At 58.1% G+C, this 25474-nt stretch carries 16 protein-coding genes; 8 read left to right on the forward strand and 8 right to left on the reverse strand.

The window, feature by feature from the left end:
* Positions 1-3: 3 nt before the first annotated feature.
* Positions 4-2652, reverse strand: coding sequence for a hypothetical protein (locus AAGD24_RS12600; RefSeq protein WP_227517899.1), 2649 nt, complete (start codon positions 2650-2652; stop codon positions 4-6).
* Positions 2653-3049: 397 nt separating this feature from the next.
* Here AAGD24_RS12600 and AAGD24_RS12605 point away from each other — a divergent pair, with 397 nt between their 5' ends.
* Genes AAGD24_RS12605 through AAGD24_RS12615 form a run of 3 tightly spaced genes read left to right on the forward strand, consistent with a single transcriptional unit; the run spans position 3050 to position 8242 of the window.
* A complete protein-coding gene (locus AAGD24_RS12605; RefSeq protein ID WP_227517898.1) occupies positions 3050-4129 on the forward strand; it encodes a hypothetical protein in 1080 nt (359 codons plus the stop codon).
* Positions 4130-4135: 6 nt separating this feature from the next.
* Positions 4136-6673, forward strand: a complete 2538-nt coding sequence (locus AAGD24_RS12610) for a LamG domain-containing protein (RefSeq protein WP_379865306.1) — start codon at positions 4136-4138, stop codon at positions 6671-6673.
* A gap of 12 nt (positions 6674-6685) precedes the next feature.
* The gene (locus AAGD24_RS12615; protein ID WP_273623596.1) at positions 6686-8242 is read left to right on the forward strand and encodes a general secretion pathway protein GspF; all 1557 of its coding nucleotides are present in this window, start codon (positions 6686-6688) and stop codon (positions 8240-8242) included.
* Positions 8243-8288: 46 nt separating this feature from the next.
* Here the strand turns inward: AAGD24_RS12615 and AAGD24_RS12620 are convergent, their stop codons facing one another.
* A complete protein-coding gene (locus AAGD24_RS12620; protein WP_379865308.1) occupies positions 8289-9248 on the reverse strand; it encodes an FAD:protein FMN transferase in 960 nt (319 codons plus the stop codon).
* A 278-nt stretch (positions 9249-9526) separates the two neighbouring features.
* Between AAGD24_RS12620 and AAGD24_RS12625 the strand changes: the two genes are divergently transcribed.
* Both AAGD24_RS12625 and malK read left to right on the forward strand, forming a co-directional pair.
* Positions 9527-11140, forward strand: coding sequence for an alpha-glucosidase family protein (locus AAGD24_RS12625; RefSeq protein WP_228209753.1), 1614 nt, complete (start codon positions 9527-9529; stop codon positions 11138-11140).
* A 36-nt stretch (positions 11141-11176) separates the two neighbouring features.
* Positions 11177-12292 carry a maltose/maltodextrin ABC transporter ATP-binding protein MalK gene (malK, locus tag AAGD24_RS12630; protein ID WP_085680157.1) on the forward strand — a complete coding sequence of 372 codons (1116 nt, stop codon included), beginning with the start codon at positions 11177-11179 and terminating at the stop codon, positions 12290-12292.
* A gap of 468 nt (positions 12293-12760) precedes the next feature.
* On the opposite strand, the gene malG is transcribed toward malK, so the two are convergent.
* The 3 genes from malG to malE form a co-directional block, all read right to left on the reverse strand.
* Entirely contained in the window at positions 12761-13651 is an 891-nt protein-coding gene (gene malG / locus AAGD24_RS12635; protein ID WP_041335489.1) for a maltose ABC transporter permease MalG, read from the reverse strand.
* 10 nt (positions 13652-13661) lie between these two features.
* Entirely contained in the window at positions 13662-15155 is a 1494-nt protein-coding gene (gene malF / locus AAGD24_RS12640; protein WP_081899231.1) for a maltose ABC transporter permease MalF, read from the reverse strand.
* 166 nt (positions 15156-15321) lie between these two features.
* On the reverse strand, positions 15322-16521 hold the full coding sequence (gene malE / locus AAGD24_RS12645; RefSeq protein ID WP_085680153.1) for a maltose/maltodextrin ABC transporter substrate-binding protein MalE: 1200 nt from the start codon (positions 16519-16521) through the stop codon (positions 15322-15324).
* A gap of 262 nt (positions 16522-16783) precedes the next feature.
* Between malE and AAGD24_RS12650 the strand changes: the two genes are divergently transcribed.
* From AAGD24_RS12650 to AAGD24_RS12660, 3 genes are all read left to right on the forward strand, one after another.
* Entirely contained in the window at positions 16784-18607 is a 1824-nt protein-coding gene (locus tag AAGD24_RS12650; protein WP_379865310.1) for an alpha-amylase, read from the forward strand.
* A 2-nt stretch (positions 18608-18609) separates the two neighbouring features.
* On the forward strand, positions 18610-19497 hold the full coding sequence (locus AAGD24_RS12655) for an aldo/keto reductase (protein ID WP_226909930.1): 888 nt from the start codon (positions 18610-18612) through the stop codon (positions 19495-19497).
* Positions 19498-19663: 166 nt separating this feature from the next.
* Positions 19664-20914: an ABC transporter substrate-binding protein gene (locus AAGD24_RS12660; RefSeq protein WP_085680149.1), complete on the forward strand. Its 1251-nt coding sequence runs from the start codon at positions 19664-19666 to the stop codon at positions 20912-20914.
* On the opposite strand, the gene tpiA is transcribed toward AAGD24_RS12660, so the two are convergent.
* The 3 genes from tpiA to AAGD24_RS12675 form a co-directional block, all read right to left on the reverse strand.
* Positions 20911-21699: a triose-phosphate isomerase gene (gene tpiA / locus AAGD24_RS12665; RefSeq protein WP_085680147.1), complete on the reverse strand. Its 789-nt coding sequence runs from the start codon at positions 21697-21699 to the stop codon at positions 20911-20913. The two genes, AAGD24_RS12660 and tpiA, sit on opposite strands and share 4 nt — an antisense overlap.
* A gap of 33 nt (positions 21700-21732) precedes the next feature.
* Complete coding sequence (eno, locus tag AAGD24_RS12670; protein WP_085681988.1) at positions 21733-23034, reverse strand: phosphopyruvate hydratase; 1302 nt, start codon at positions 23032-23034, stop codon at positions 21733-21735.
* A 172-nt stretch (positions 23035-23206) separates the two neighbouring features.
* The gene (locus AAGD24_RS12675) at positions 23207-25213 is read right to left on the reverse strand and encodes a methyl-accepting chemotaxis protein (RefSeq protein WP_379865313.1); all 2007 of its coding nucleotides are present in this window, start codon (positions 25211-25213) and stop codon (positions 23207-23209) included.
* Between the last annotated feature and the right edge of the window lie 261 nt (positions 25214-25474).

A 25474-nucleotide genomic window follows, 5' to 3' on the forward strand; every position in this document is an offset into this window, starting at 1 on the left:
CTATCAGTCCGCCGGAGCATCAAAGGGGTTGTTGTAATACTGGCCACCGACATCAAGCCATTCCGCGAGGAGTCGCAGCTCGGCAGGGCTCATGAAGTCTTGGTGACTGCCACCGGCACGGAATCGATTGAAGAAGTTGCCGCTGGCACGGGCTCCATTGACGGACATGGTGGGAGGCACGTTGACGTTCACCAGGATGGGAATGGGATTATCGTCATCGTCCAGGATCAGCTCTCCATCTTCGTCCCGCAGGAACTCCCCGGATTCAACCTGCACGTCAACGAGCTGGTCACCGACCAACTCCTGTTCGTTGTCGTTAAACATCAACTCCCGGTAGGACTTGAAATGATCGGGCTCATCCGGGGAGGCGCCGTCGCTCAGATCCAGTTGTGCAATCGGCAACTGTGTTGCGTCTGCTGCATCGGTGTTCGAGTGGCACCCGGTACAGGTGTAGTTATCAACGTTGCCGTTGCCGTCGTCAACGAGTCTCTCAAGCCCCCACAGCGGATGGATATGCTGCTCGTAGTTGATAACGGTCCGACAGGCGGCGCGCCAGTCATCGGCGCACTCAGGACGGATCGGCGCGGGCGTTTCAAGATCCGCATAACTCAACGAGAAGGCTGTGCCCGGTGTGAGGCTGGCATCACCGGGGTCTGTCCACTGATCGACATAGACAGCGTCCGGCCCGAGGCGACGGATTCCGTTAATCCGGGCCCAGGTTTCCGCCATGGTTTCACCCATGTCTGCGAAGAGAGCGGGGTCGGTATTCGGGAATTCGATGCCGGTGGTTGGCGCGCCTGCGTAGACTGGGGCTGGCCCCGCATCCGGGCGACCATGAGGCACCGCGCTGCCAGGGTTATGGCAACCGCTGCAGGCCAGGGTTTCTCCGGGCCTGACGTTCAACCAGTTCTGGTGACGGGGGCCAATCCGTCGTCCTTCATCGTCCAACACGCTGATGGCAAACGCGACGTTGGCGGGCACTGCCACCCGAACCGACCCATCAGGCTCGACCGGCACGTAGCCGAGAATTTCCCGCATCGACTGCGCCTGGCTGCGCCCAAATGCGGTGTTGTCGAAGTCCCTGACCTCTTCATCGGGAATTGAGACCGGCTTTTCGAGTCGAAGGAAGCGCCTGGGAAGGTTGTCCGGAGAAACAATCGCCGGATCGGCTGTCTGCCGAATACCCGCCGGAGAAGTATCAACGCCATCAATGTCGTAGACACTCTGGATCTGCAGTATGCCAAGACCATCCTCTGCAAGGGTCGCCGCATCGCCTGAGAACTGCGATTCAGGAATAAACGTCGGCAGGGACCTTTCGGTCATCAGTACCGCCTCGTCGAACTGTTGGCCTTCCTCGGGCGACTGAATCGGGCGCTGGGTGCCGGACGCCATATCAAGCAACCACAACCCGTAAACGGGAGCGGCGGCCCGATAGGCGCCCGAGGCAATCCGCTCCTGCGTGCAGTTGAGGATGTCGCCATTGCCAGTGGCAAGCCTCAGCCGGCATGGGCTCCAGCTAACGAGGTAGCGACGTGTGCCATCCAGAAACGGGGATACCGAGCTGTAGTTTCCGCGCAGCGAGATCTCATTGCCAAGGGACAACCCGCTGACCAACGGCGTTTGCGCCGAGCCGGGATTGCCGTCAACGCGGATGCCCGCCTCTACATAACGTTCGACATCAATCTCAACCGGAACCGCCCCAAAGTTGTTGGTTTCGGTGGGACGGAGCTGAGCCAGAAGTCGACCGGAATCCGTCGCCTGCGGGCGCAGATACTCAATGTTGACGTCATCGCTGACAGAGCCATGAGAGTGGCGGCCGTAAAGATAACTGAGCCCGGTGCCGTCCGGATTGACGTTATAGAGGTTGAATCCGTTGCCCTGGGTTTGGCCGGCATTGTCCCAGCGGCTAAATACGATGGCGCCTTCGTCCGTTACCAATGGGTCCAGATCGTGGCTCTGGTTGAACGTGATCTGCTCGATGTTGTCCCCGTCAGCATCCATCACGTGCAGGACAAAGGCCGGAACCTCGCGCTCCTCGTCAAGCGCCGGATACTGGGGCTTGCCCTCGTCCAGCAAAATCGCGCGAGACACCCGTTGCCGCGTGGAGGAAAAGACAATGCGGTCATCAGGCAGGTAAGCAGGCGCGATATCCTGCCCTGCTTCGGCGGTGACGTTGGATTCGATAACGCGCCGGAGAGTGCCTGAAGATACGTCGTACTCCCAGATGTTCCAGGTTGGCTGTTCGTCCTCATCCGCGTCTTCAATCTCCGGCGCCCTCATGGCAAAGAGAACGCGAGTACCATCGTAAGAGACGGTGAGATCCTTGACGTCGTAGCCAAGCGGCCCCGGAAAAGCGGATGAAGTGATGTCTCGCGACGGCGCGTCGGGAGACGCGCGATCCTTCAGGAACAGGCGAGCGCCGGGACGAAACTCTGCAGGCTCGGCAAGGTTGTCACCGATGAGCGCGCCATTGTCCTCATCGAAAAGCAAGGGGCGTTTTACAAAGACGACCGGATTCTCAACAACCACAGGGTCACTGGACTGACTGTCGCCGCTCTGGAGACACCCTGCGGCCAGCGCGACAGGAAGAAGCGCGAATACCCGGCCCAGGACAGCGAGACGGAAACGTAACCCACTGACGCAAGAGAACATTTTATTTTCGTAATGTTTATTCACCACCAACGAACCCTGTTTGGCCTGAAAATCCATTTACATACGCTAAGTCGAGACGGGGCCTGTGCTCCAAGCCTTTTACGTAACGCTATGTAATAACGTGGAGCAGCACTCAAAACCGCAGTTAATAGCTCGCCTAGACTTTAATCAATTGTAAAATGGTACTAATGTGCGAATGCTAACGAAATCGAGGGAATCGATCATGACAGTCTTATGTACGACCCGGCAACTTATAAAGAGGACATTTTTACTCACTGTCCTGCTGGCTTTGGTCGGAACGCACGCTACCATCGCAAGCGCTGGCCCGCGGGACCAGGCAAAACGCATCCATGAACGCATCGCCGGTGTTCCTCCGTCTCCGGAGGTACTCGATCAGATGGCGGCAAACATAACCAACAATGGTGCGTCAGGCGCCGTTTCTGCCGCCTACACGGCCATGGAAGATCCAGCGTTTTACGATGTTACCCTCAAAAATTTCGTTGCACCATGGACAAATGAGGCGATGTCTCCCTTCGTGCCGTTGAATGATTACACGGCGACGGTCATCGGTATTGTGAGGGATAATCATGATTTTAGACGCGTCTTATATGACGACATACTCTATGTGGGCAACGCCAGCCTGAACGGCATCTCGGCATACTCAACGTCGAACAACGACAACTATGAGGACCTTGAGCGCTCCGGTTACTCCCTCAGTGATGACAACGTGCTGGAGCAAACCACACAGTCCAGCCTGAACTCCGAATTGCCCACGGGAGCCACGGCCGGTGTGATCACCTCCCGGGCCGCAGCGAGGGCGTTCTTCAGCGCGGGCACCAACCGCGCCATGTTTCGGTTTACCTTGCTCAACCACATGTGCAATGACCTGGAGCAGGTCGCGGACGTATCCCTGCCACCGGACCGCATCCGCCAGGATGTGTCGCGAAGCCCGGGTGGCGACAGCCGGGTATTCCTCAGCAACTGCGTTGGCTGTCATACCGGCATGGACCCCATGACCCAGGCCTTTGCCTACTACGACTACCAGTACAACGCGGACACGGACCCTGACGGCGAACTGGGCAGGCTGATCTACAACTCTGTTAGCGACGTGGACCCGGAAACGGGTACCCGCGTTGTCGCCAAATACCACATCAATTCAACCACCTTTGAACAGGGATACGTGACGCCGGACGATGGCTGGGACAACTATTGGCGGTCCGGCACCAATCGGCGCCTGGGCTGGGATGGTTCCCTGCCCGGCTCCGGCAACGGCGCCAAGAGCCTGGGGCGGGAGTTTGCCAATTCCGACGCCTTTGCCCAGTGCCAGGTGAAAAAAGTATTCCGCAATGTCTGCCTGCGAGAGCCTTCAAACGATAGCGATCGTTCAAAGATTAGCGAAATCGTTACGAGTTTCCGCAGCGGGTACAACCTCAAAACTGCCTTTGCGGAATCTGCCGCGTATTGCCGGGGGGAATAGGACATTATGAAAACCATAATCAGTAAAGGAACCCGAGCCCCCGCTGCGCTGTTCTCCGTTTTTGCCGCCCTGCTCTTTCTTGCGGGCTGTAACAGTGGCGAGTCTACCGAAGCCCTTCCGAACACCGGCGGCGGCTCCAATACCGTTAGCTATAGTGGCCCGCCCCCCGCCAGCGACGATGTACTGAATTTCAAGCGCAGCGTGTGGGATGAGCTTTCTGGCCAGAACAAGTGCGGCGCCTGCCACAATGCCGGCGGCCAGTCACCACAGTTTGTGCATGAGGGCGACATCAACATTGCCTACGCCCAGGCCAATACCATTGTTAACCTGTCCGACCCGTCCCAGTCCGAGATGGTGACCAAGGTAGCGGGTGGCCACAACTGCTGGACGACGTCCGTCACTGCCTGTACCGACCTGCTGACGGTCTACATTTCAAACTGGGCGGGTGGCTCGGAGGGGTCGGTTAAAACGGTCGAACTTCGCGCTCCAAACATCCAGGACGTGAACAACACACTGACCTTTCCGTCAGACACCAACGACTTTGCAAACACCGTCTACCCAGTACTAACCCAGTACTGCAGCGAATGCCACACCAGCAACGGCCAGACACCCTACATTGCAAGCTCCAATGTCGGCATTGCGTACGATCAGTCCAAAAGCCGCATTGATCTGAACGACGGAAAAGATCCGGTCACCGATGAATGGATACTTACCGATGAAGCTTCTTCAAGGCTCGTAGAAAGGCTGAGAGACGACCGTCATAACTGTTGGGATGCTGAGTGCCTCGATTCTGCCACAGAGATGCTGGCTGCAATCCAGGCCTTCATTGATCGCCTCGGGGATCCGGAGCCAATCCCGTCCAACCTGGTGACCAGCAAGGCACTGAACCTCGCCAACGACGGTCTGTTGGCCAATGCCGGCGGCCGATACGAAGACAACGTCATCGCGCTTTACGAATTCAAAGCAGGCGACGGCCCAACGGCCTTTGATACCAGCGGTATTTCCCCACCCCTGGACCTCACGCTCAGCGGCAACGTTGGCTGGGTTGGCGGCTGGGGTATTGATATTGGCCCTGCCTTTGAAACCGAAGAAGGCGAAATGATCCGTGCCGGCAAGGCTCAAGGCTCCACTGCCGACAGCCGCAAGCTGCACACCCTGCTGACCGCCTCCGGCGAATACGCCATCGAAGCGTGGGTTGTGCCCGGCAACATCACCCAGGAAGACTCCCGCATCGTGACCTACTCCGGCTCCTCGACAGCGCGGAACTTCACGTTGGGCCAGGACATGCAGAGCTACGAGTTCCTGCATCGGAGCACCACCACCGACCAGAACGATCCAATGCTGACCGAAGCCAACCCCATGCTGTTGCAGGCGACCTTGCAACACGTGGTGGTGAACTTTTCACCGGACGGTGGCCGCGAAATTTTTGTGAATGGCGAACCCTCCGGTGATGTCGACCCGGATTCCGCCGGCCTGCTGACCGACTGGGACGACAGTTTCGCCCTGGTGTTGGGCAATGAGACGGACGGTGAATCGCCCTGGGAAGGCGCGGTCAGGATGCTTGCCATCCACAACCGTGCCCTCACCGCAGAGCAGGTTGCCGCCAACTACGACGTGGGCGTTGGCCAGAAGTTCTTCCTGCTGTTCAGCGTATCCCACCTGGTGGATATGCCGGAAAGCTTTATCGTCTTTGAGGTCAGCCAGTTCGACAACTACGGCTATTTGTTCTCAAATCCGTTCTTCATCAGTCTCGACGAGACTCAGTCTCCATCGGGTATACCATTGAAGGGCATGAGAATAGGTATCAACGGCCGCGAAGTGGTTGTAGGCCAGTCGTTTGCCAACCTGGATCTAACACTGAATGCCAGTGATTACGTAGCAGGCTCCGGCCAGCCATTGTCAAGACTCGGCACGGTTCTCGCGCTGGAAGAAGGCCCGGAAAACGATCAGTTTTTCCTGACCTTTGAACAACTGGGCAGCGACAATGTTGACGTTCGAGTGGAAGGCCCTGCCCCGACGCAGCCACCAGAAACCGGCAGCACGGAATTCTCCGCCATCGGCCTGAAGACGTTTGACGAAGTGAATGCGTCCATGTCCAAGGTGACGGGTATTCCGACCACCCAGCCGGGCGTCGCCGAAACATTCACTACGGTTAAGCAGCAGTTACCGACCGTGGAGGACCTTGAAGGCTTCCTGTCATCCCATCAGATGGCGATTACCCAGATGGCGATCCAGTACTGTGATGTTCTGGTGTCGGATACCACGCGCCGCAACGCCTTCTTCCCGGGCTTTAACTTTGGCGAGAATGCGAGCACTGCGTTTGACGACGCCGGCCGGGATCTCATCAAAACGCCGTTGATGGAGAAGTTCGTCGGCACAAGCCTGACAACACAACCGAGTGATGCGGACATTGAAGCCGAGCTGGACGCGCTGATGGGACGACTCACCACCTGTGGTGGTAGTTGCGAAGCCGGCCGTACCGAAACCGTTGTCAAAGCAAGCTGCGCAGCCGTACTGGGCAGTGCAGTGACACTGATCCAGTAGAGGACGTTGACCATGTATATCAAACCTTCTCGCAAACGTGCACTGGCGACGGATCAACCTCTCCTGCACAGCGATCACTCAAGACCGAAAACCCGACGCGAGTTCATCGCGCAGGGCTTTATGACCGGTGCAGCCACCCTCTGTGGCGCATCCGTGTTCAGCTTGTTCGCCAATCCACGACAGGCGGCTGCAGCGCTGTCTCCGGACCTTGAGGACTGGAAAGAATCCTGCGGCATCGCCTCCGCAGGCGCGGGCAAGATTCCCTTTATCTGCTTTGACCTCGCCGGCGGTGCCAACATCGCCGGCTCGAATGTGCTGATGGGCAAATCCGGTGGCCAGTTCGACTTCCTGAGCACGGCCGGCTACAACAAGCTGGGCTTGCCCGGCACGATGCTGCCCAACGACCCGACCTTCGTGAACCAGGAGTTTGGCCTGGCGTTCCATTCCGACAGCGGTTTCCTGCGGGGCATGCAAGACAGCACGTCGATTGCCGCCCGTGGTTTCATCAATGGCGCCATCATTGCCGCCCGTTCCGAGAACGACACCGGCAATAACCCCCATAACCCGATGTACGGCATCAGCAAGGCGGGCGCTGACGGTGAACTACTCACACTTGTGGGTTCGCAGAGCTCAGAAAGTGGCGGCAACTCCATGGCGCCCATGAGCCTGATCAATCCTCAAGTACGCCCCACCAAGATTGACCGCCCGAGCGATGTTTCGGGGCTGGTGGACGTGGGCGACCTGACCGCCATTCTGGATCAGGACGATGCCGTCGCCGTGATGGAGTCCATCCAGCGCATCAGCCGCAAGAAACTGGACAATGTCGATACCACACTTGTCACCAGAGACGATGTGGTGAAGGACCTCGTCAACTGCGGCTATGTTAAAAGCGCAGACCTGACCGAACGCTTTGCCGATCCGTCTTCTATCGATCCATCTCAGGATACGGACATCGTGGGTGGCATTTTCACCGAAGCCCAGTTCAACGAAAACTCGCGGCTGGGCCGGGAAATCCGCAAAACAGCAGCCGTTATGAAACTGGTCCAGAATGGCTACGCCGGTGCCGGTACCGTTACGCTGGGTGGTTATGACTACCACACTGGCGAGCGTGGCACCGGTGAAGAGCGGGACTACCTGGCGGGCCGCTGCATGGGTGCCTGCCTGGAATACGCCCACCGGACGGGCACGCCGCTGATGCTGTACGTGTTCAGCGACGGCTCCGTATCAAGCAATGGTCGGCTGGACGAATCCATGGCCGGGCGCGGCAAAGGCGAGTGGACAGGCGACAACCAGCAGACGGCTGCGTCTTTCTTCCTGGTCTACAGCCCGGCAGGCCAACCCACTGCCCTCACCAACCAGATCGGCTTTATGCGCTCGGACGCCTCCGTGGAAACCGCCTCGAGCCCTGCGGCCAACAACGTAAACCAGTTGGTGCAGACGGTATTGCTCAACTACATGGCCCTGCATGGGGAACAAGGCATGTTCGAGAACTCCGATCGGTTCCCCAATCATGGCCTCGGGAATCAAAACAGCCGTGATCGGCTCATCGCCCTCGAACCGATTGTGTGACCCGGCGTGACCGGGCTTACGGGCCCGGTCGCACACCCCTTTTGCATCACTCCCTTTCCGGTGGCATCAGCCCGTCCGAATAATGCACCTGACGCTGTTCATCAATGATGACGGCGTCGATGCCCTTCAACCGATTGACCATTTCAAGCCCCTTGGCCGCCCCAAGCACAAAGACCGCCGTGGACAGGCCATCGGTTGTGATGCTGTCGTCGCCGAGGATGGTCACACTCTGCACGCCTTTTGCCGGTTTTCCAGTCGCGGGCGAGAGAATGTGATGGACACGCTCGTTGTTGTCGTCAAAAAAGAAGCGTTCGTAATCGCCTGATGTCGACACTGCCACGTTGGTCAGTGGCAAAACCATAGCGTTGCGTGATTCAGATCGGGGGTCCCGAATACCCACGATCCAAGGCTTGCCGCGCTTATCACCCAGCAGCCGCAGGTCTCCCCCCGCGCTCAAGCGGGCATGACGAATGCCGAACGATTTCAGGATGTCGATACCACGGTCAACGGTATACCCCTTGGCAATGCCACCCAGATCCAGCCGCACCCCCTCATCAAGGAATCGGACGCTATTGGCACTGGGGTCCAGCACTACTGATCTGTAATTCACCTTTGCCAAGCCTTCCGCCAGCTCTTCATCGGAGGGCTGTTGTCTGGCGCGAAAGTCGTACAGGTAGCCGATGGAACCAAAGCTGATGTCGAAGGCGCCATGGCTCAATTCAGAAATCCTCAGCGCCTGCTGAAGCACCGTAAAGAGACTGTCGCTCACCTCCACCGGTCCGTTGGCCGCCTCGCGGTTAACCCGGGACAGTTCGGAATCTTCCCGGTAACGGCTCATCTGACGGTCGATACGGTCGAACAAAGCCAGCACGGCATCTCCTGCCTCGCTGGCCACGGCCGGATCCTCGGTCCAGAACTCCATCTCTATGGCGGTGGTCATTGCCGTACCGCTCACACGTACCCATTCGGCCTGGGCCGGCATGGCCACAGTCAGCAGCATGGCCATACCCCACGCCAACGTCCGTGCAACTGCCCCCTTATATAACCATCCGTTGTTCACCACCCACCCTCATTTCAATAATTGTGTTTGATCGTTGTTTTGATGCCAGCCCCTGACTCATCCCCTCTACGCCCCCCTCATCCCCCCGTCTACGCCAATAAAAAGTGCGTCAGGAGGATGAACAGCCGGGAGCATCGTCGCACTATGCATGAAAGCTATTCCAGCGGATGCTCTCCGCTCTCACAATAACAATCTTTCACCGCCAGGGTGTTAAGCGAGGCAAGATGATGAAAAACCCGGACTGGTGGCGTGGAGCCGTCATTTACCAAGTTTATCCACGCAGCTTCTACGATTCCAATGGCGATGGCATTGGTGACCTGCCTGGGGTTACTGCCAAACTCGATTACATCGCCAGCCTCAACGTGGATGCAATCTGGCTGTCACCCTTCTTTACCTCGCCGATGAAGGACTTTGGCTACGACGTCTCTGACTACCGCGGAGTGGACCCGATATTCGGCACCATTGAGGACTTCGATGAACTCATTGCCGAGGCCCACAAACGCGATCTGAAGATCATGATCGACCAGGTGTTGAGCCATTCCTCCGATCAGCATCGCTGGTTTACTGAAAGCCGCGCCAGCCGCGACAACCCGAAAGCGGACTGGTACGTGTGGGCAGACCCGAATGCCGACGGCACCCCACCCAACAACTGGCTGTCGGTGTTTGGCGGCTCCGCGTGGGCCTGGGATACCCGCCGCAAGCAGTACTACCTGCACAATTTCCTGACCAGCCAGCCGGACCTGAATTTCCACTGCCCGGACGTGGTTGAACAGGTTTTGTCAGACGTAAAATTCTGGCTGGACCGCGGCGTTGACGGCTTCCGCCTGGACGCCGTCAACTTCTGCTTCCACGATCCGGAACTGAGGGACAATCCGCCCAGCAACGCCGTTGCTGAAGGCTCCATTGGTGTACGCAAGGAAAACCCTTACGCATACCAGTTCCACAAATACGATAAGACCCGCCCGGAAAACCTGGCCTTTCTGCAGCGCCTGCGTGCCCTGCTCGACCAGTATCCCGGCACGACTACCGTTGGGGAAATCGGCGACGACAACTCCCTGCAGACCATGGCGGAATACACCAGTGGCGGCGACAAGCTGCACATGGCCTATTCCTTTGATCTGCTGACAGAACAGCATGGAGCCGACTTTTTCCATAAGACCGTCGACTCCATCGAGAAAAAACTGACCGACGGCTGGCCCTGCTGGGCCATCGGCAACCATGATGTTTCACGGGTTGCTACCCGCTGGCAGGCGGGTTCGCCCGAACAGTTGAAAGCCTATATGGCAATGCTGCTGACACTCCGTGGCAGCGTTTGCATCTATCAGGGCGAAGAACTGGGGCTGACCGAGGCGGAGCTGGAATACAAAGACCTGGTGGATCCCTATGGCATCAATTTCTGGCCCGAATACAAAGGCCGGGACGGTTGCCGTACACCCATGGTATGGCACAACAAAGAAGCCAATGGTGGCTTCTCCGATGCACGCCCCTGGCTACCGGTTTATGATGAACACTACAGTGCCGCGGTGGCCGTCCAGCACGAACAGGAAAACTCCATCCTGCAGGCATACCGTACATTCCTGGGCTGGCGTGCACAGCAACCGGTACTGTTGAAGGGCGACATTGAGTTTCTGGACAGCCCCGAAAACACTCTGGTTTACACCCGGACTTATGAAGGCGCCACTTTCCTGGTCGCCCTGAACCTGACTGATCAGCAAGTTCGAATCACAGCTCCGGCCGCGGGCCAGAGAGTCAGCGGCGCGCCGGATTTTGTCGGCGGTTCCTGGAATGACCGGGAGCTGGAACTTCAGCCCTGGGGTGTGGAGATTGCAACACTCTGAGTCCGCTTTCACAGATCAAACAAGAAGACATACGTTATGGCCAGCGTCACATTAAGAAACATCTGCAAGAGTTATGACGAAACCCAGGTCACCCGCAATGTGAACCTGGATATCGACGACGGTGAATTTGTGGTGTTTGTCGGCCCCTCCGGGTGCGGCAAATCCACCCTGCTGCGAATGATCGCGGGGCTGGAGGACATCACCTCTGGCGACCTGTACATCGGCAACGACAAGGTCAACAACCTGCCTCCCAAGGAACGGGAAGTGGGCATGGTGTTCCAGTCCTATGCGCTATACCCCCACATGAACGTGGCGGAAAACATGGCATTCGGTCTCAAACTCGCCAAGACTGACAAGGCCGAGATTGACCGGCGCGTTAACGACGCCGCCAAACTGCTGCAACTGAACAACCTGCTGGAACGCAAACCCAAGGATCTGTCCGGTGGTCAACGCCAGCGGGTTGCGATTGGCCGCACCATCGTTCGGGAACCCACGGTATTCCTGTTCGATGAGCCCCTATCCAACCTCGATGCCTCCCTGCGGGTGCAGATGCGCATCGAGATCTCCCGCCTGCACAAGCGGCTGGACGCCACCATGGTGTACGTCACCCACGATCAGGTGGAAGCCATGACCATGGCCGACAAGATCGTTGCCCTGGATAACGGCACCATCGCCCAGGTCGGCAAGCCCATGGAACTCTACCACTACCCCGCAACAAGGTTCGTGGCAGGCTTTATCGGTTCCCCGAAGATGAACTTCATCGACTGCACCGTGGAGAGTGCCAGCAGCCAGTCCGTAACCGTTACCATGCCCGGCAAACACTCTCTCGAACTGCCCATCAACGGCCATGAGCTGGCCGCTGGTGAATCTGTCACCGTGGGCATTCGTCCCGAGCATCTGAGCAACGACGAAGAAGCGGATATGTACCTGGACGGCGAAGTCACCGTCGTGGAGCGGCTGGGTTATCAGACCCTGGTGCATATGGACGTGAACGGCGTGGATGGCGTGATCACCATGCGCACCGACGGCAGCGACCCCGTCCAGGAAGGCTCGAAAGTCACCCTGGGCATCAAGGCCATCAAGTGCCACCTGTTCCGCGAAGACGGCAACGCCTGCCCCCGGCTTTACCGGGAACCCTGCATTGATTTCTGATCTGCTCTGACACATTTTCAGGGGCCGGTTCCGTCACGTACCGGCCCCTTTTTTTGCCCTTTCAGTATCGTCTAATCTGGTCTGGCCTGGCCTGGCCGCCAAACAGGCTGGTAGGTCCTCCCGAAACACGCTGTGAATACACCCGGTTTATCGACTATTTCCAAGGTAGCTGAATAGTGGCGGAGGTCCTCCCGAAACCGTGCGGAGCCATGGATGGCGTAGCCGAGCGTACACGGACGTATTCACAGCGTGTTTCGGGAGGACCTCCGCCACTGTTCAGCGGACAGATAATGCTCGAGTTGTGGTTGGGGGCTGACAGGGGAATCAAAAAAGCCCGGTCAGCAGGGGGGGGGGGTATTAGCCTGACCGGGTCGCGAAGTGCGGAAAAGGAAGACGCATTTCTCGCGGAAGGGCCGCCCGGGATCCTCCGTGGCGGCGTAGGAGAACGTTCAATTCAGTCCAGCGGCATCAACCCTTGACGCCGCCGGCTGTCAGCCCACCAACAATCCATTTCTGGCAGTACAGGAAGATCAGCGTAATGGGCAGCCCGGAGAGCACAGCGGCAGCGGCAAAGTCGCCCCACAGGTAGTTCTGCTCGTACAGGTACTGTTGCGCGCCGACCGCCAGGGTCAGTTTGTCGGTGTCCACCAGCAGCACGGATGCCATCGGGTATTCCATGATGGTCATGATGAAGGCCAGGATGAACACCACCACCAGGATCGGTACCGACAACGGCAGCAGGATGTAGCGGAACGCCTGCCACGTGGTTGCCCCATCCACGATGGCGGCTTCTTCCAGGGAGCGGTCGATGGAATCGAAGTAGCCCTTGATGGTCCAGATATGCAAGGCCATACCGCCGAGCGAGGCCACGATCACAGCACCGTGGGTGTTCAGCCCCAACCAGCTCACATGGTTGCCTATCTGGTCAAACAGGGCATACAGCGCCACCAGAGACAGCACCGGCGGGAACATCTGGAAGATCAGCATCGACTTGAGCACAAAGCCTTTGCCTGCAAAACGCATGCGGGCGAAGGCGTAGGCACTGGTGGTCGAGAGAGCCAGGATCATCACCGAGGAGATCACTGCGATCTTGATGGAGTTCCACAGCCACAACAATACCGGGAACGGCGGCTGGGTGACCGTGCCGTCCTCCCCGGTGTAGGGAATGCCCAGCGCCAGGTACCAGTGTTCCAGCGAAGGGTTCTCCGGCAGCAGGCTGCCGGCTGCAAAGTTACCGCTGCGGAAGGAGATGGAGATCACCATCAGCAGCGGGAACAGGATGATCACGATAAAGCCCAGCATCCCGAGATGGGACGCCAGAACGCGATACTTGGTGGAGCGGGGTTGAACCATTGCCATGGGTAGCTCCTTACACTTTGACTTTGGACAGTTTCAGGTTGATCAGCGACAGGGCGCCAACCACCAGGAAGATGGCTGTGGCAATCGCAGCCGCCAGGCCAAAGTTCTGTCCGGAATCCTGGAACGCGATGCGGTAGGTGTAGCTCACCAACAGGTCTGTGGTGCCCGCAGGTGTGCTTGCGCCGATAATATCGGGCGCGCCACCGGTCAAGAGCGCAATCAGGACGAAGTTATTGAAGTTGAACGCAAAGCTTGCGATCAACAGCGGCATCAATGGCTTGATGATCAGCGGCAGGGTGACATTGAACAGGTTGTTCACCGGCCCTGCCCCGTCCATCGCGGAGGCCTCGTAGAGATCCCGAGGTATCGCCTGCAATAAGCCCATGCAGAGCAACATCATGTAGGGGTAGCCCAGCCAGGTATTAACGATCAGGATCATGGTTCGCGCCAGCGCCGGGTCGCTGAACCAGTCAGGCCGCAATCCGAACAGGCCTTCCAGTACCAGATTGATCTCACCGAAGTTCTGGTTGAACAGGCCCTTGAACACCAGGATCGAGATAAACGCCGGTACCGCATAAGGCAGGATCAGCATGGTGCGGTAGAAGCCCTTTCCGCGAATCTGGTCCCACTGCAGGAGGTTCGCCAGCAACAGCCCGAGCGCCAGGGTGAACACCACGGTTGCCACGGCAAAGGACAGCGTCCATACGAAGATCTCAAAGAACGGCCCGCGAATGCTCGGGTCGGACACCACCTTCAGGTAGTTGTCCCAGCCGATGTTCACGGTCCACCCCGGCGACAGTGTCTGACCTTCCGCACTGCGGTAGAAGCCGGTGTCGTGGTCCGGAAAGTAGGTCACGTCCGTCTGGTTGTTGGTGATGCTGCCGTTGTCGTGCAACGTGAACTGGGCGTTGATGGCCGCAAAGGCACGCAGGCTGGCCATGCTCAGCTCGCGCCCGTCTTCGGTCAGCAGGTCCAGCTCCGACAGTTCCGATCGCAACTGGATAATGTCGCGAATGGCCAGCGGCTCGCCAGCCGGCTTATCCGAAGCGGGTAAGACCGGCGCGCTGGTGTCGGAACCGTCCAGCGCCAGCGGAGCCGAAACCAGGTTCTGGTGCTTACCCTCAAGGTAGATCACATAACCGGCATCGGTGTTGAAAAGCTCATAGTTATAGCGGACGGAATCGGACTGGTAGGTCCGGTCCATCAGGTTGTCCTTCACCTGCTCAAAACTCAGCAGGTTGCTGGCACTGTAGTTGGTAAAGCCAATACCAACCGTGTACATCAGCGGGAAAATAACAAACACCCCCATACCGGCTACTGCAGGGAAAATGTAGCGATGGGCGTAGAGTTTCTTGTTCACGAACACAAACACCGCTGATGCCGTCAGCACCAGGAACAGCATCGCGAACACGAACTCCTGCTGGGCATACAATGCCAGTATCAGGTAGAGCGCCATGCCTACCAATGCGGCCAGGGCACCCCACTTTAGAATCATTCGGGTCATTGGAAGTCTGCTTTCGGTTCCGGGGGAGGACAGGGTTTCCGTTATCATTGTAGTCAGCCCGTTTAAAGCCGTCGCCAACGTCTGGCGAGGGCAGGTTTACAACAACAGGTCAGCACGGCTGGAAGAACCATCGGCACGGCGGCCGACGACACTCCCATCAGGGGCATTACCGGGTAATGCGCTGTGCTGCTGAGTTCAGGGCGTCCTCAACGGGCTGTCTTCCAGATGTGATGTTCTGCAGAGCCGGCCCCATGGAGGACCAGAAAGCGCCCATGGCAGGCACACTCGGCATGGGTTCACCCAACTGGGCGTTTTCAAACGTCGCCGCAATATTCGGGTTGGACGACAGTTCGTCCATAAATTCCTTGTTGGCCACGGCTCCCAGGGGAACATCGTTGTTCACCATTTTCAGGCCTTTGACGGACAGCGCGTAGTTCTCAAGGAACTCTACCGCCAGGTCCTTATTGGGGCTGGCCGTATTGAGAGTCGCCGCCATCACGCCAACCATGGGTTTGCTGGGCTGGCCATCGACGGTGGGCAACTTGGCAACGCCAAAGTCAATGTCGCTCTTCTCCAGGTTACCCCAGGCCCATGGGCCGTTGATCATCATTGCCGTTTCGCCCTTGTTGAAGCTGGACTCCATGGCGCTGTAATCCGCACCGCGAGGCATCACGCCTTCTTCAATCAGGGTTGTGAGCATGTTGGCGCCCTTCATGGCACCTTCGTTGTTCACGCCAGTGTCCTTGACGTCATAGCTGCCGTCTTCGTTCTGGGCGAAAATATAGCCGCCGGCCGCGGCAATCATTGGCCAGGTGAAATAGGTGTTGTTGTAGTCCCAGAGGATGGCGCGCTTGCCATCTTCCGCCAGTTGTTTGTGAATGGCGGGAATGTCCTCGAAGGCGGTTGGCGGCTCGGGCACCAGATCCTTGTTATAGATCAGACCAATGGACTCGACGGCCATGGGGTAACCGTACATCTTGCCATCGACGGTCACAGCATCCCAGGTGAAATCGAAGTTCTCACCGATAACACGCTGTGACGGCTTGACCTCGGAAATGATGCCGCTTTGCGCCCATTCGCCGAAACGGTCATGGGCCCAGATAAAGATGTCCGGGCCATTGCCCGTGGCGGCGGATTGCTGGAACTTGTCAGTGGCGCTGTCTGGATGAGCCACTTCAACGGGGATGCCGGTTTCCTCGGTAAACCAGTCACCCACTTCCTGCAGGCCATCATAGCCTTTGTCGCCATTGATCCAGACCAGGAGCTTGCCTTCCTCGATCTCGGCGTGAGCCGGTGCGGACATGCCAAAGGTTGCTGCAACAATGGAAGCTGCGAGTGAACTACGGATAAAAGTTCGACGATTCATCAGGTGTTTCCTCTGCTTGTTCCTGCCTTATTCTTGTTGTCCGCCCTGACACGAGGTTGGCCGGGCGGGCTGAACGCAAATCTTTTTATTGCGAGTAACCGAACTGTGTTGCAATTTGCTGTTGCTGGCATCAGCCCTGATTTCATTCCCTGAGGCGTAGAACGGGGGAGTAGTGAGGCGTAGTGAATTCCGTCTACCACCCACCGTTCAGGTCTGGTTTGATTGGATAACCACAACAATAAATGGAACCGGAGCCCATTGCATGAGCCAGACCCCGAAAAAAATCAGGTTTACCGCCAGTCTTGTGACGTGCCTCTCGCTTGCCGGCTGCGCCGGTGGCCAGTTCGAGACCGCCGCCCCACCCTCGGACAACCGCGCTGTTTCAACCGGCGGGATGTGCACCGCCACCCAGGCAGAGATGACCGTTACCGTCGGCAATGCCTTCAAAGACGGCGACTGGGTGCGAGACTACTACAGTGGCAACAAGGCACAGGTGATAAATGGCCAGGTCACACTCACCCCGGCCCCGGACGCCGAAGGCCTGTTACTGCTGGAAGCCGTGGACGCTCCGGAGCAGAGCTTCACCTGGGCGGGCGCAACCGTCTACTTTACCGTGACAGATCGCTTTGCCAATGGCCGCACCGACAACGACCTGAACTACGGTCGCAAGCCCGACGGCATGGATGAAATCGGCACCTTCCACGGCGGGGACTTTGCTGGCCTGACACAGAAGCTGGACTACCTGAAGGATCTCGGCGTCAACGCTGTCTGGGTCACCCCACCCTTCGAACAGATTCATGGCTGGGTTGGCGGTGGTGACCAGGGGGACTTCCAACACTATGGGTACCATGGCTATTACGCTCTGGACTTCACCCGCCCTGACGCCAACTTCGGCACCCGCGAGGAATTCCGCACCCTGGTGGAAGAAGCCCATGCCCGCGGCATCCGCGTGGTTATGGACGTGGTTATGAACCACCCGGGCTACGCCACCCTTCAGGATATGCAGACCTTCAACGTTGGCGGGCTGCGCGAAGGCTTCGAAAAGCACCTGCCCGAACAATGGGGCGACTGGCGACCGGAATCCTGGGAGAACTTCCACGCCTACCATGCGTTGATCGACTACGATCATCCGGGCTGGGCCAACTGGTGGGGCAAGGACTGGGTTCGCGCCGGCATCGGCGACTACGACACGCCGCCCAAAGCCTCCATTGATCCGGTACGGGGCTCCCTCGCCTTCCTGCCGGATTTCAAGACGGAATCCGATAAAGCGGTGGACCTGCCCATTTTCCTGCAGAACAAGGAAAACACCCGCGCCACACAGCTTGAAGACGCCACCGTCCGGGATTATCTGGTCACCTGGCTGACCGATTGGGTGCGCGAGTTCGGTGTTGATGGTTTCCGGGTGGACACCGCCAAGCACGTGGAGCCGGAAGCCTGGAAACAACTGAAAACCAAAGCTCAGGATGCACTGGACACCTATCGCGCCAATAATCCCGGCCAGCCGTTACCAGCGGAGGAATTCTGGATGGTCGCGGAGGTATTCCCCCATACAGTGACCCGAAGCAGCTACTTTGATGCCGGATTCGACGCCGTCATCAACTTTGACCTGCAGGAGGAAGCCCAGGCCGGTGCAGCTTGCCTGCCCGCCATGGAGCCCATCTACAGCGAGTATTCCGACAAGATGCACGGCGACAAACCCTTCAACGTCATGAGCTATATCTCATCCCACGACACCCAGCTGTTCAGCCGCATTGCCGACAACAAACCGGCGATGCAGAAGCGGGTCGCCGCCGCCTTGCTGTTTACACCAGGCACCAGTCAGATATTCTACGGAGACGAATCCGGCCGCGCTTTCGGGCCCACGGGATCTGATGGCCACCAGGGCACCCGTTCAGACATGAACTGGGCCGACATCGAAAATGGCACGGCACAGCCGGTCCTGTCCCACTGGACAAAGCTGGGCCAGTTCCGGGCACGTCACCCGGCAATTGGTGCCGGGGAACACAAACAACTCAGTACCAAACCCTACGTCTTTTCAAGAACCCACGGCGACGACCGGGTGGTGATCGCCTTCGGCAAGGAGTAATCGTGCAAAACACCCAAACAGCAGGATTCACACCGGAAACACCCCTGATTCTGGGAATGATGCGGCTCCATGACCATCCCAGCCTCACGCAACCCGCCCGGCTTGCGGACTGGATTGCCGCGCGGCTGGATGACGGCCTGAACGTGTTCGATCATGCCGACATCTACGGTGGTGGCGAGTGTGAACGGCTGTTCGGGGATGCATTACGTGCTCACCCGGCCCTGGCCCAAAACCTGCAGGTGATCACCAAAACCGGCATTGTTCCGGCCGACCGGGACACCTCGCAGTGGCGGGTAAAACACTACCGGGCCGAAGCGGATTATGTGGAGAACGCGATCAACAAGGCCATCGCCTCACTGGCGGTAGAACAGATTGACACCTTTCTGATTCACCGTCCTGATCCGTTGATGCAGGCCGAGGACGTCGCGCGAGTGCTGGAAGCGGCGGTGTCCGCGGGTAAGATTCGCCAGATCGGCGTCTCCAACTTCCTGCCCGAGCAATGGCGATGGCTGGCCCGGAACACCGCGCTACCACTGGTGTGCAATCAAAGCCAGTTATCCCTGCTCCACACCGATCCGTTGTTCGATGGCACCCTTGAAGCTCATCTTGCGGATGGACTGCGCTGGTTGGCGTGGTCTCCGCTGGGTGGTGGTGGCCTGGCGGACCGAATCCCGGCAGAGCTGATGGAAGAGGCTCGGGAAGAAACCGGTCTGGATGACACCGGCCTGGCTATCGCCTGGTTACGACAGATTCCCGGAACGCCCATACCCGTGCTGGGCTCCATGAATCCCGAGCGTATTCACTCAGCGCTCAATGGCGCTCGAAGCCCTATGCCACGGGGCCTCTGGTACCGGCTTCTGGAATCGGTTCGCAATACCGCAGTTGCCTGACCCGGAAGTGCGTTGTGACGTCCGTCAACGCCTGACAATTCGTTACACAACTTCCACCTTCGTCCGATTGTTGCTTTTGCAGAGAGCCGCGACACTGGTCCTGATCCACAACAACAATATCAGGGCCCGCGTTACCGGCCCGGCGCGACCAAGGAGGCCTGTGCCAATGCTCTGCAAGAAGCTGCTTCTCTCTTTGTTACTGACCCTGCTGGCGACGGCTCCCGTTGCAGCGGAAACCCTGAAAATCGGGCTCAACTACCCGCAGACCGGCCGCTACAAGGACCAGGGCCTGCAACAACGCCTGGGCGCCTTCCTGGCCGTCGATGAAATCAACAAGGCCGGCGGCATCATGGGCCGCGAAGTGGAACTGGCGATACGCAACACCTCCGGCGAACCGGACAAGGGCGCCAAAAACACCGCTGAGCTGATCGACCGCGAAGGGGTGCAAATGGTATTCGGTGGCGTTTCCAGCGCAGTAGCCATTGCCTCCGGCAGAGCTGCAAGGGACCGAAACCGCATCTACTTCGGAACCCTGACCTACTCCAACGCCACCACCGGCGCCGCCGGCCACAGTCACATGTTTCGCGAACCCTATAATGCCTGGATGACGGCGAAGGTACTGAGCCAATATCTCAATACCCAGCATGCCGGCGACGAATACTTTTACATCACGGCAGACTACACCTGGGGCTGGTCGGTAGAGAAATCGGTCCGGAAATTCACCAATACCGAAAACACCGACGCTCACAAGGGCGTTAAGACACCCTTCCCTCGCGCGTTAATTACGGATTTTCGCCAGGCTCTGGAACAGGCGGAACAAAGTGGCGCGAAGGTCCTGATGATGGTGTTGTTTGGCGACGACATGGTGCGTGCGCTGAACGTCGCCTACGAAATGGGTTTGACGAAGAAAATGCAGGTGGTGGTACCCAACCTCACGCTCGGCATGGCCCGCCAGGTAGGCCCGACCATTATGGAAGGGGTCGTTGGCGGATCGCCTTGGGTGTGGAGCGTTCCCTACCAGTACAACTACGCTCGCGGTAAGGAATTCGTAGAGGCCTTCTCAAGCCGCTACGAGATGCGCCCCTCCACCGCGGCGGCCTCTGCCTACAGCATCGTCTACCAGTACAAGGATGCCGTGGAAAGGACCGGTACCACGGACACACGCCAGCTTATTCGAGCCCTGGAAGGCCACCGGTACACTTTCCTGAAGGACGAGCAGTACTGGCGCGACTTCGACCACCAGAACATCCAGACGGTCTACGTTGTGAGGGTTAAGCCCCGCAATCAGATCATGGAAGACGAGTACTCGGCTGACTACTTCGAGATCATCGACTCCATGCCCGGCGATGAGGCCGCCCAGACCCGGCAGGAATGGGAAGCCAGACGCAAGGAAGCCGGACAGCCGCTCAACCTCTAGGTGAGCGTCGATGTCACAGGGTTAACCGTGTTTGCCAGCGCCGCGCCAATGTTCGAAAACTCGTCCGCCTGCAGGGACGCCCCGCCGATCAGGCCGCCATCCACTTCGGGTGACGAGAACAGAGCCACCGCGTTGGCCGCTTTCACACTGCCACCATAAACAATGCGCACGGACTGCCCTGCGCCTGTCTCACAGTTCTCCAGAAACTGGCGGATAGCCCGGTGGGTGTCCGCCACCTGCTCCGGGGTAGCGGTCCTGCCGGTGCCAATAGCCCAGACCGGTTCATAGGCAACGATGCTGCCAGCCAGGCCGGACATGCCGCATTGGTCAATCACCGTCTGCAGCTGTCGCTGAACGACCTTCATCGTCCACCCCTGCTCCCGCTCTTCCAACGTTTCGCCAACACACATCACCGGTATCAGCCCAGCTGAGAGCACCTGCTGAAACCGGGCAGCAACATCATCGTCGGACTCGTGGTAAAGCGCGCGTCGCTCCGAATGCCCGACCAATACGTAACGGCACCCCATTTCATGCAACATGGTGGCGCTTACTTCCCCGGTGTGTGCACCGGACGTCGCACGGCTGGCATTCTGCGCCCCGAGTGCAATGCCGGTGTACCCGAGCAGGTCCCGCACCTGGAACAGATAGGGAAACGGCGGGCAAATGGCCATATCAATGGTTTTGCGAAAGGGGCGGAGCTTTGCCAGCATCCGCACAAGCAACGCCTGGTTGGAGTGCAGGCTGCCGTTCATTTTCCAGTTCGCAATCAGAATGGGTTTTCTCATGGTTTGTCTCCTGTGATTCCTCGTATCGACGTATCAGGTATCCAGGGCACAGCGAATGGCTCCAACACCGGGATAGAAAGCGTGGGCGCCAAGGTCCTGCTCGATACGAAGCAACCGGTTATACTTGGCGACACGGTCAGAGCGGCAGAGGGAACCGGTCTTGATCTGACCTGCTCTGGTTGCCACTGCCAGATCGGCAATAAACGTATCCTCGGTTTCACCACTGCGATGGGATATAACCGCGGTGTAGCCAGCATCCTGTGCCGTTCCAATAGCTTCAAAGGTTTCGGTGAGGGTGCCTATCTGGTTGAACTTGATCAGAACCGAATTGGCGATGTCCTTCCGCACGCCATCCGCGATCAGTGACGCATTGGTCACGAACAGGTCATCCCCTACCAGTTGCACCCGTTCCCCCAGCTTTTCGGTCAGCAGCTTCCAGCCATCCCAGTCGTCCTCATCCATACCGTCCTCGATGGACGCGATGGGGTACTGCATCGCCAGCGACAGCAGATAATCGGCAAAGCCGGCGGAGTCAAAGCTTGCTCCGGCTCCGGACAACTCGTAGCGGCCATCGCGATAGAACTCGGACGCGGCACAGTCCAGAGCCAGCACGATATCCGTGCCCGGCCGATAACCCGCCCTGACGACCGCTTCCAGGATAAGATCCAACGCCTCGTCGCTGGAGCGCAGATCCGGCGCGAAACCGCCTTCGTCACCAATGGCGGTGGAAAGGCCTTTCTCGGTCAGCAGTGATTTCAGTGCATGGAAGGTTTCAACACCCATTCGCAATGCCTCGCTATAGCTGGGCGCTCCGACCGGCTGGATCATGAATTCCTGAAGATCAACGGTATTGTCTGCATGGGCACCGCCGTTGATGATATTCATCATGGGTACCGGCAACACACACGGACCGGAGCAACCATAGAGTTCTGCCAGATAGCGGTACAGCGGTTGCTGTCGAAAGTTGGCGGCGGCATCGGCAACCGCCAGGGACACGGCGAGAATGCCGTTTGCACCAAAACCGGACTTGTTATCGGTGCCGTCCAGGTGGCGCATCAGCCGATCAATCACCAACTGGTCAAACACCACCCGGTTTTCAATCGCTGGTGCGATGTGCCGGTTAACCGCTTCGACAGCCCCCAGCACACCCTTGCCATTGTACCGATCAGGATCACCGTCCCTTTTTTCCAGGGCCTCCCTGGAACCGGTGGAGGCGCCCGACGGCGCCCGACCGCGTCCGACCACGCCGTTTCCCAACTCAACATCCACTTCCACTGTGGGAAAACCGCGGGAATCCAGAATTTCCCGGGCGAATACGGACTGAATACGCTCCATAATCATTAACCTACTTGCTCGTGTTGTTTTTGTTTCCGCACACATAGGTGCACTATCGAACAGTTCACTCGATTGTAATATTCGTTTACGAACATTCACAAGCGAAAAAGAACACAATTCCATATGATTTTGTTATATGGAAAACCCCAATAGGAACTTCAAACGGTTTCGACTACACCCGGAATCGCCCGATCAACGCTTCGATATCACTCATCGATGCCTTGAGCTGGTCGCTAGTCGCTACCAGTTGTTCGATCTCCGCCAAATTTTCCGATGACGACCCGCTGATTTCGGTAACATTGCGCGACACCGAACGGCTGACGTCTTCCTGCTCGTCCATGCCGGTACGAACATGTTCCGCGCTATTGCGGATCTGGTCGACGGCCTCCCGAATGGTTTCAACGCCTTTGGAGGCATCGGTGATCAGGGACTTGACCGATTCCAGGCGCTGGAAGCTGTCTTCCATGGAACTCACGGCTTCGGCCGCATCCCCCTGGAGACGGTTGACGAGGCCACGAATGGTGTCCGTGCTACTGGTGGTTTTCTGGGCAAGTTGTCTGACTTCGTCGGCCACCACTGCGAACCCACGGCCAAACTCTCCAGCCCTGGCGGACTCAATGGCTGCGTTGAGCGCCAGCAGGTTGGTCTGGTTGGCGATTTCATCGATGGATTCGGTGATGCGCCCGATGTCGTGGGACGCACTCTCCAGCTTTTTCAGCTTGCCGGAGGTCTGCTGTATCTGCTCTTCCAGTTCATTCACACACTCCATGTTGGCGTTGGCGGTCTCTTTGCTTTCATCAACCCGACTGTTCACCGACTCCACCAGTTGGTGGGTGTCCCTGACGGATTCCGCCACGTGATGGCAGGACGCTTCCATCTCCGTCATGGCGGTCGCTATCGAATTGAGGTCATCGGCCTGCCCCCGAATACGCTGGCTCAGGTCGTGGGAAAAATCCGCGTTGGACGCCGCCACACCGGTAATTTCACCGCCGGCTTTCTGCAGGCTGCCCAACACCTCCCGCATGGCCGCTGCGAGCTTATTGGCCGACTCTTTCAGTTCAATAAACTCGCCGTTGGCGCGGAATGTCAGTTCGCGGCTATAGTCGCCCCCAGCCATCGCCGAGAGGTGATTGACGGTGGCACGCAGAGGAATACTGATCAACCGCCCCAACCACACCGAGATCACAACAGCAATAAACAGAATTAGCGGTACCAGGTAATACACCAGCTGTTCCGAGAAACGCGCCGTGGCATCCAGGTTGTCGACGGTCTGTACAGCGGCCTCTCCGGCTGCCGTGACCATCCGGTCAATATGGCTGTTGAGGTGATCAAGCCCGGCCTCTATGTCCGCGACGGTGCTGTTCACCGCCAGCAGGTTGCTGCGGTAATCGTAATACTGGCTGACTATGCCGGCCTCACTGTTGACCGACTCAAAGAAATCGCTTGCGATAGGCGCAAGCGACTCCAGCGACGCAATCTCGCCAATGATGGCCTCAATATCCTGCTCAACCGTCACGGTGTTGAATCGCAGGTTTTCCACCACGGCTTTGAGCCGTTCGGCATCGTCGGTGCTGACCAATTGCATAATTAGCAGTTCAATATTGGACAGGTTCCCCATGACCGTCATGAGCAGGTCTTTCAGATAAATGTCAGACCCTGCGGGCGCTGATGCTTCACGAAGCAACAACTGTTTCATTTCCGAGGCTTTGGCAAGAAAGTCGGATAAATCACGGTTCACTGACTCAGATACCCGGATAACCTCCGCCTGGTGTTCGCTAAGCCTGGCCGCTTGTTTTTGCAGCGCGCCAAGGGCCTCCCGGTACTGCTGCGCGGGTTCCTCGAACCCAGTAAGCAAGCGGATTTCGCCGGCTTCGGCAGCGAGTGACGTCACCTGCTTATCCAGCGCGGTCATTTTATCTATCAGCCTTCCATAGCGGGATTCCAGTTCCTGGTTGTCCCTCACCCTGGCGAGCGAGATGACCGCCATGCCACTGCCCCCTGTCGTTGCCTCGACAGCCTGGACAGCACGCTGAAACGGGAAGATTCTCTCCTTTACCGCAGACGTACCCTCGGAAATGGATGTCATCATACTGCCGTTGAACAGCCCCCAGCCTGCGATGATCACACAAAGCAAACCGAAGCCCAGGTATAGACGATGGATAACTGAAATTTTTCTCATGCCCTATCAACCCCTGCTGCCAGCCCTGGACAGGTCCGGAATTTGGAAAGGAAAGATCAGGTGCAAAAAGGTGGAAAAAGGGCCGGCAGGGTCAACCCGCTAAACACGGGGGAACGCCTGAAATGCTAATAGGGGGGGGAATGAAAGCAACCGGCCAAGACCCACCGACCTGACGGTGTTAGGTCTGCCGCTGCCCCAGGAAACCCGGGACAACGGCAGGGCACTACGGGTAAGTGATTTACTGAGGGACTACTCGAGCCG

The organism is Marinobacter sp. M5B (assembly GCF_042604615.1).
Lineage (GTDB): Bacteria > Pseudomonadota > Gammaproteobacteria > Pseudomonadales > Oleiphilaceae > Marinobacter > Marinobacter salarius.